Source organism: Ruegeria sp. AP12 (genome assembly GCF_056540025.1).
On record NZ_JBQFVZ010000007.1, the window covers coordinates 201,493 to 208,152 of the forward strand.

Consider the following 6,660-nt stretch of genomic DNA (forward strand, 5'->3'; position numbering starts at 1 on the left):
CTTTCAGATCAGCGGGGGCGATGGATATGCGCGCTTTGGACAATACCGAAGGCGGCCATCAGGACCAGCATGGCCGATCCGCCATAGCTGACCATTGGCAGCGGCACGCCCACAACCGGGGCCAGTCCCATCACCATCGACATGTTGACCGCAAAGAACAGGAAGAAGTTCAGCGCAATCCCCAGCACCACCAGTGACGAGAACCGATCCTTGGTCGAAAGCGCCGTGACCATGCAGAAGATCAGGATCAGAGCATAGAGTATCAACAGAGTGATGCCGCCAACAAAGCCGAATTCCTCGGCCAGTGTGGTGAAGATGAAATCGGTGTGCTTCTCGGGCAGGAAATTCAGGCGCGACTGGGTGCCTTGCATGAAGCCGCGCCCGTTCCAGCCACCCGATCCCAAAGCGATTTTCGATTGGGTGATATGGTATCCGTCGCCAAGTGGATCGGATGAAGGATCAAGAAATGTGTCGATGCGGCGAAACTGATAGTCTTTCAGCAACTGCCATTCGGTTCCCCGGCTGTTGAAGACAGCGGCAATCAGCCCCGCCACTGCCGCTATTACCGCCGCAAAATAGGCCCAATGCACACCTGCCAAAAACATCAACCCGCCACCGGCGGCCAGCAACAGGATCGAGGTGCCAAGGTCCGGTTGCCTTAAGACCATGAAGGTCGGGATAAGGATAAGGATCACCGGAATGATCACCCAGAGCGGGCGAGAAGTTTTGTGAGAAGGCAGCCAATCGTAATAAGCCGCCAGCACCATGACCAATGCGACTTTCATCACCTCGGACGGTTGCAGCCGCATGAAACCAAGATCTATCCAGCGCTGAGCGCCCATACCTATGGTTCCAAAAAGCTCGACAAAAACCAGCAGAGCGATGGACCCCAGATAGGCCAGCACCGACATATTTCGCCAGAACCAGATCGGTACAAGCGCGATGATAAACATCACAGTTAAGCCCAGACCAAACCGCTCCATCTGAGGTTCGGCCCAGGGCATCCACGACCCGCCTGCCACGGAATACAGCATCAGGAACCCGGCACTGGCCGTGCTGATCAGCAACAAGGTCAAAGGCCAGTTCATGTACAGAAACTTGCGGAACCCCGATGGCGTGGATTTGACGTTATACTCTAAATAGCTCATGCGCGGTCCTTCTCGTCAGGGCGCGCTTTGGGGCGACGGTCGCCCTCAAGCCTCTTTTGCTGCTCTTTAATACGGTCCCGATCCGCGACCGGGTACGCCTCAAGCGGCGGGGTGCCCTTGTAGAGTGCCTGTAGCATGATATCTCGTGCAACCGGGGCCGCTGCTTTCGATCCGCCACCGCCATGTTCCACCACCACTGCAATCGCGTATTTGGGATTGTCGTAGGGCGCAAAACTGACGAACAGGGCGTGATCTCGGCGTTCCCACGGCAAGTCCTCATTGCGGATCACCCCAGCAGCCCGTTCGGCCTTGGTGATGTTGCGAACCTGGCTGGTGCCGGTCTTGCCCGCCATACGCAGATCATCCGCAATGATACGGCTGCGATAGGCCGTCCCGCGCCTGTCGTTCGACACCGACCACATTGCCTCGCGAATGTAGCGCAGGTTGGTGGGGCTGATCGCTAGCGCTTCACCCGCGCCCGAGGGCTGTTCGACCCCGTTGACCGACCGCACCAGTCGGGGCGCAACGGCGCGTCCAGTGGCGATCCTTGCAGTCATCACGGCCAGTTGCATGGGCGAGGCGAGCATGAAGCCCTGCCCGATGGACGCATTGGCGGTATCACCGATCAGCCATTCCTCGCCATGGACCCGCTGTTTCCATGCCTGATTGGGCGCCAGCCCGGCGCGCACAGCGGACATCGGAATGTCATGTTTTATTCCCAGGCCAAGGATGTTGGACATCTCAGAGATTTTGTCGATGCCGACCTTGATCGCCACGTCGTAGTAATACACGTCGCAACTGCGCTTCAGCGATGTATTCAAGTCCACCATGCCATGACCGCCACGCTTCCAGCAGTGGAAGCGGCGGCTGCCGACCTTCAGGTGGCCGGGGCAATAGACGGTATTGCCAGGACCGATGACACCAGCCTCAAGTGCTGCCAGAGCGGTGACCATCTTAAAGGTGGAGCCTGGCGGATAGGTGCCTTGCACCGTTTTGTTGGCCAATGGGCGGTACTTGTCCTGCGTCAGTATTTGGTAATCCGCGACCGAGATTCCGCGGACGAACAGGTTGGGGTCAAAGCTGGGGGCCGAGGCCATCGCGCGCAGATCGCCGGTTTCGCAGTCGATGACCACAGCGGCGGCGCTTTCACCAGCCAGTCGGGCTTGCGCATATTGCTGCAGGTCCGCATCGACCGAGAGCTGAAGGTCGGCACCGGGCTGACCCTCCTGCCGGTCCAATTCACGCATCACTCGGCCCGAAGCGTTAACCTCGATCCGCTTGGAGCCGGCACGGCCTCGCAGCGAGATCTCTTGTTTGGCTTCCAACCCGACCTTGCCGATCTGGAAGCGCGGGATGCGTAGCACCGGTTCGGGATCTTCGATCTGGCTGAGATCATAATCGCTGACAGGGCCGACATAACCGACGATATGGGCGAAATCCTCGTATCGGGGGTATTGCCGGGTCGAACCGACCTCGGGCGTGACGCCGGGCAGGGCGGGGGCGTTTACCGCAACCTTCGAGATATCCTCCCACGTCACCTGATCGGCCAGTGTGACCGGCAGAAACGGGGCCGAGCGGCGCATCTCGGTCTTGGCGCGTTCGATCTCATCCTCGTTTAGGGGGATTATGCTGGACAGCTCGGCGATCACCTTGTCGACGTCGCCTGCATCCTCGCGCACGATGACGATACGGTAGGACGGCGTGTTTTGCCCGATGATCTGCCCGTTCCGGTCATAGATCCGCCCGCGAGTGGGTGGGATCAGACGGATGTTGATGCGGTTTTCTTCGGCCAGAAGGCGATACTGATCGGCCTGATCGACCTGCATGAACCGCATTCGCGCCGCCAGCCCGCCGACAAAGGCGGCTTGCAGACCGCCCAGTATCAAGGTCCGGCGCGGCAGGCGTTTATAGGCAAGGCCCTGGGTTTTGGTCTTGCGCGGCTTCATGCCCGTGCCCCCGCAACACTGACGTCTGCTGCCGACATCCGTCGCACGCCAAAGACGGACTGGCTGAGCAGAACAATTGCCGGATACGTCACAATCGTCACGACCAACTGAAACAGGACGGGCGCAAAGGCGGCCTGATCAACGGACAGGACGGCCAGAATAACGCGGTTTCCAAGAAATACGCCAGTTGTGACCATGCCGACCGACATCCATTCACCCACAAAGCCCGCATCCCGCATGCCAGGTGCTGCCGAACGCAGGTAGGCCGCACCCAGAACCACCAATGCGGCCAGTAATCCGGGCGGGCGTTGCAACAGCAGGTCGGCCATCAGCATCACGGCGGCGGTCAGCAAGGTCGGTACGTAATCCGGGCGGCGCAGCACCCATGCAAAGGTCAGCGCGATCATGACATCCGGAAAGGGCCAGCGATCCGGTTGCGCGTTCAGCGGCAGAAGGTGCAGGAACAGGACCAGAAACGCCAACACCACATAAAGCCCCCGCATCGCCCAGTTATGTGAGGCAGGTTTATCCATCGCCGGCCTCATTGGGTGTCAGAGCGGCTTCGGGGCGCGCCGGGCCGACAATGCCACCGGGATCGCGGATCGAGGGCGCCGCGTTGAACCGCAGAACCCGCAGAAACTCCAGCCGTTCGAAGTCGGCGGACAGGCGCACGCGCAGGCGACCGCCGGGGTCTGCGGCAATCTGGCCGATCAGCAGACCGGCGGGAAACACGCCCCCATCGCCCGAGGTAATCACCCGGTCGCCGGGGCGCACAAGCTCGCGGTTTTCAAGGAATTCGACGGCTGGGGCCGGGGTGTTGTCGCCCGCGATCAGGGCCGTTTGCCCTGATGGCTGGATGGTCGCGGGAATGGCGCTGGAGGCATCGGTCAGCAGAATGACACGCGCCGTATCCGGCCCGACGCCCGAAATCCGCCCGACCAGCCCGATCCCGTCCATCGTGGCCCAGCCATCGACGATCCCGTCCCGCTCACCCACATTCAGCAGAACGGACTGCCGGAAGGGTGAGCCGCTATCTGCCATCACAACCCCGGTGATATAGGTCAGGCGCGGATCAAGGCGCACATTGTTCAAATCCAGCAGGCGCGCGTTTTCCTGTTCCAGTTGCAGCGCGGCCTCTTTCCAGGCGCGCATCAGGCGCAACTCGGACCGCAGCTCGCGGTTTTGTTCGCTCAGGCGCTGATAGCTTTGGAAGTCGCGCACCAGATTGACGGTCGCCGTTACAGGTACCATCGCCCACTCCATCGAGGGGACGACGGCGTCCACCACCTGAGCGCGGAAACGTTCGACACGCGGGCTATCGATCCGCCAGACGACAAAGATGCCCAACAGGCACAGCACAACGATCCCCAAAAGCAGGCGCCGCAGCGGGGTCGTGTAGTCATCGCGCTGTGATCGGTCTTTTGCCACAGGTTACCTTCCCGTGCTGCTCGTGCCGAATTTACCCTATGTGCAAAGGGTGCGCGCCTTAGCTTTCGTAGTCAATCGCGTGGCGCAGCTGTTTTTCGTATTCTAGCGCCTTGCCGGTGCCCAAAGCCACACAATTCAGGCTTTCATCGGCAATCGACACGGCCAGACCGGTCTGTTCGCGCAGGGCCAGATCCAGATCACCCAGCAGCGCGCCGCCACCGGTCAGCATCACGCCCCGGTCCACGATATCCGCCGCCAGATCGGGCGGCGTGGTCTCCAACGCGGTCATCACCGCCTCGCAGATCTGCTGGACCGGTTCCGACAAAGCCTCGGCCACCTGGGCCTGGCTGATCTCGATTTCCTTGGGCACGCCGTTCAGCAGGTCGCGGCCGCGGATATGCATCGACTGGCCCCGGCCATCGTCGGGCATCCGGGCGGTGCCGATGGTGGTCTTGATCCGTTCAGCGGTGGATTCACCGACCAGCAGGTTCTGCTGACGCCGCAGGTACGAGATAATGGCCTCGTCCATCCGGTCGCCGCCAACGCGGACTGAGCGGGCATAGACGATGTCGCCCAGCGACAGAACCGCAACCTCGGTGGTGCCGCCGCCGATATCGACGACCATGTTTCCAGTCGGATCGGTGATCGGCATCCCTGCGCCAATGGCGGCTGCAATTGGTTCGGCAATTAGACCGGCGCGGCGCGCGCCTGCGGACAGAACCGACTGACGAATCGCGCGCTTTTCAACGGGTGTCGCGCCATGAGGGACGCAGACGATGATCTTGGGTTTCGAGAAGGTCGAGCGTTTGTGCACCTTGCGGATGAAATGCTTGATCATTTCTTCGGCGGTGTCGAAATCTGCAATCACGCCCTCGCGCATGGGGCGGATCGCCTCGATCGATCCAGGAGTCCGGCCCAGCATCAGCTTGGCGTCTTCTCCGACCGCCAGAACCTTTTTTACGCCGTCCTTGACGTGATAGGCCACAACCGAAGGTTCAGACAGGATCACACCGCGACCTTTGACATAAACCAGCGTGTTTGCTGTCCCAAGGTCGATAGCCATGTCCGCTGTGAACAGGCCGCCCAGATTGCCAAAGATCCCCATGTTTCCCCTGATCCTGTATGTCGGTTTTTCTACTGCCCGCGACTCGACGGTTCCGGGACGGATGACTTATAGGGTGCCAACTCGCCCGGTAAAAGGGCTGATTCCGCGACAATCAGCACCTTTTCGCCTCATTTGCAGGGACTTTAGAAGGCAACATGCTCTCATATCAACATATTTACCACGCCGGGAATCTGGCCGACGTGCAAAAGCACGCAATATTGGCATGGACGCTGTCTTATCTGACCCGCAAGGACAAGCCGTTGACCTATGTGGAAACCCATTCCGGGCGCGGGGTGTACCGGCTGGATTCAGACGAGGCGCGCAAGACGGGTGAAGCGGCGGCCGGGATTGAGCGGGTGCAGCGGGGCGAATGGTTCGAGGCATCGCATCCGCTGGCGCAGGCCATCGTGGCGACGCGGTCCAGATTTGGGTCGGCGTGTTATCCGGGATCACCCCTGATTGCGACAAGTTTGCTCAGACCACAGGACAGTTTGCATTTTGCCGAACTGCATCCGCAGGAACATGCTGCGCTGTCGCAGGCTGTGCCGGGGGGCAGCGTTAGGGTCTACAAGCAGGACGGGTATAATCTGGCGCAGTCCCTGCTGCCGCCCACGCCGCGCCGGGGGATGCTGCTGATCGATCCGAGTTATGAGGTGAAATCAGAGTATGATCGCCTGCCGGGTATCATCGCTAAGCTGCATCGCAAATGGAATGTCGGGGTCATCGCGCTTTGGTATCCGATCTTGCGGGATAGCCGCCAACAACAGATGGTCGATGCATTGGTTCGGCAGAACTTACCCAAAGCGATGCGGCACGAGGTGACCTTTCCGGCGGCGCGAAAGGATCATCGCATGATCGGATCCGGCATGTTCGTGGTCAACGCGCCGTTTGGCCTGAGCGACGAAGCCCAGAGACTGACGGACTTGTTCAAAACCCTTTGAAAGCTGGTGCGGCAAAGGGGTCTCCCGCCTCGCTTGCCAGCATCAAAGATGCCGTCAACCGAGTTGGGCCCGGCAGCGCGCCTGCGGCGCGC

The 6,660-nt window shown here is 60.6% G+C and carries 6 protein-coding genes; 1 reads left to right on the plus strand and 5 read right to left on the minus strand.

Going from position 1 to position 6,660, the window contains the following annotated elements; all coding sequences use genetic code 11:
- Positions 1–8 precede the first annotated feature (8 nt).
- The 5 genes from rodA to ACR0E6_RS17965 are packed head-to-tail and all read right to left on the minus strand — an operon-like array spanning position 9 to position 5,627.
- Positions 9–1,148 (minus strand): rod shape-determining protein RodA, encoded by a 1,140-nt coding sequence (rodA, locus tag ACR0E6_RS17945; protein WP_170455550.1) that lies wholly within the window; start codon positions 1,146–1,148, stop codon positions 9–11.
- A complete protein-coding gene (gene mrdA, locus ACR0E6_RS17950; protein ID WP_480585787.1) occupies positions 1,145–3,094 on the minus strand; it encodes a penicillin-binding protein 2 in 1,950 nt (649 codons plus the stop codon). The genes rodA and mrdA overlap by 4 nt, the downstream gene beginning before the upstream one ends.
- Positions 3,091–3,627, minus strand: a complete 537-nt coding sequence (locus ACR0E6_RS17955) for a rod shape-determining protein MreD (protein ID WP_480585791.1) — start codon at positions 3,625–3,627, stop codon at positions 3,091–3,093. Before ACR0E6_RS17955 ends, mrdA begins: the two co-directional genes overlap by 4 nt.
- A complete protein-coding gene (gene mreC, locus ACR0E6_RS17960) occupies positions 3,620–4,522 on the minus strand; it encodes a rod shape-determining protein MreC (protein WP_170455545.1) in 903 nt (300 codons plus the stop codon). The genes ACR0E6_RS17955 and mreC overlap by 8 nt, the downstream gene beginning before the upstream one ends.
- A gap of 58 nt (positions 4,523–4,580) precedes the next feature.
- Entirely contained in the window at positions 4,581–5,627 is a 1,047-nt protein-coding gene (locus ACR0E6_RS17965; protein ID WP_039523195.1) for a rod shape-determining protein, read from the minus strand.
- 155 nt (positions 5,628–5,782) lie between these two features.
- Here ACR0E6_RS17965 and ACR0E6_RS17970 point away from each other — a divergent pair, with 155 nt between their 5' ends.
- Positions 5,783–6,568, plus strand: coding sequence for a 23S rRNA (adenine(2030)-N(6))-methyltransferase RlmJ (locus tag ACR0E6_RS17970; protein ID WP_480585794.1), 786 nt, complete (start codon positions 5,783–5,785; stop codon positions 6,566–6,568).
- Positions 6,569–6,660 lie beyond the last annotated feature (92 nt).

What these genes read in the sequence shown, in the direction of transcription:
- rodA (WP_170455550.1), bottom strand. Translation starts at nt 1,148, where the DNA reads ATGAGCTATTTAGAGTATAACGTCAAATCCACGCCATCGGGGTTCCGC.
- mrdA (WP_480585787.1), bottom strand. Translation starts at nt 3,094, where the DNA reads ATGAAGCCGCGCAAGACCAAAACCCAGGGCCTTGCCTATAAACGCCTG.
- ACR0E6_RS17955 (WP_480585791.1), bottom strand. Translation starts at nt 3,627, where the DNA reads ATGGATAAACCTGCCTCACATAACTGGGCGATGCGGGGGCTTTATGTG.
- ACR0E6_RS17965 (WP_039523195.1), bottom strand. Translation starts at nt 5,627, where the DNA reads ATGGGGATCTTTGGCAATCTGGGCGGCCTGTTCACAGCGGACATGGCT.
- ACR0E6_RS17970 (WP_480585794.1), top strand. Translation starts at nt 5,783, where the DNA reads ATGCTCTCATATCAACATATTTACCACGCCGGGAATCTGGCCGACGTG.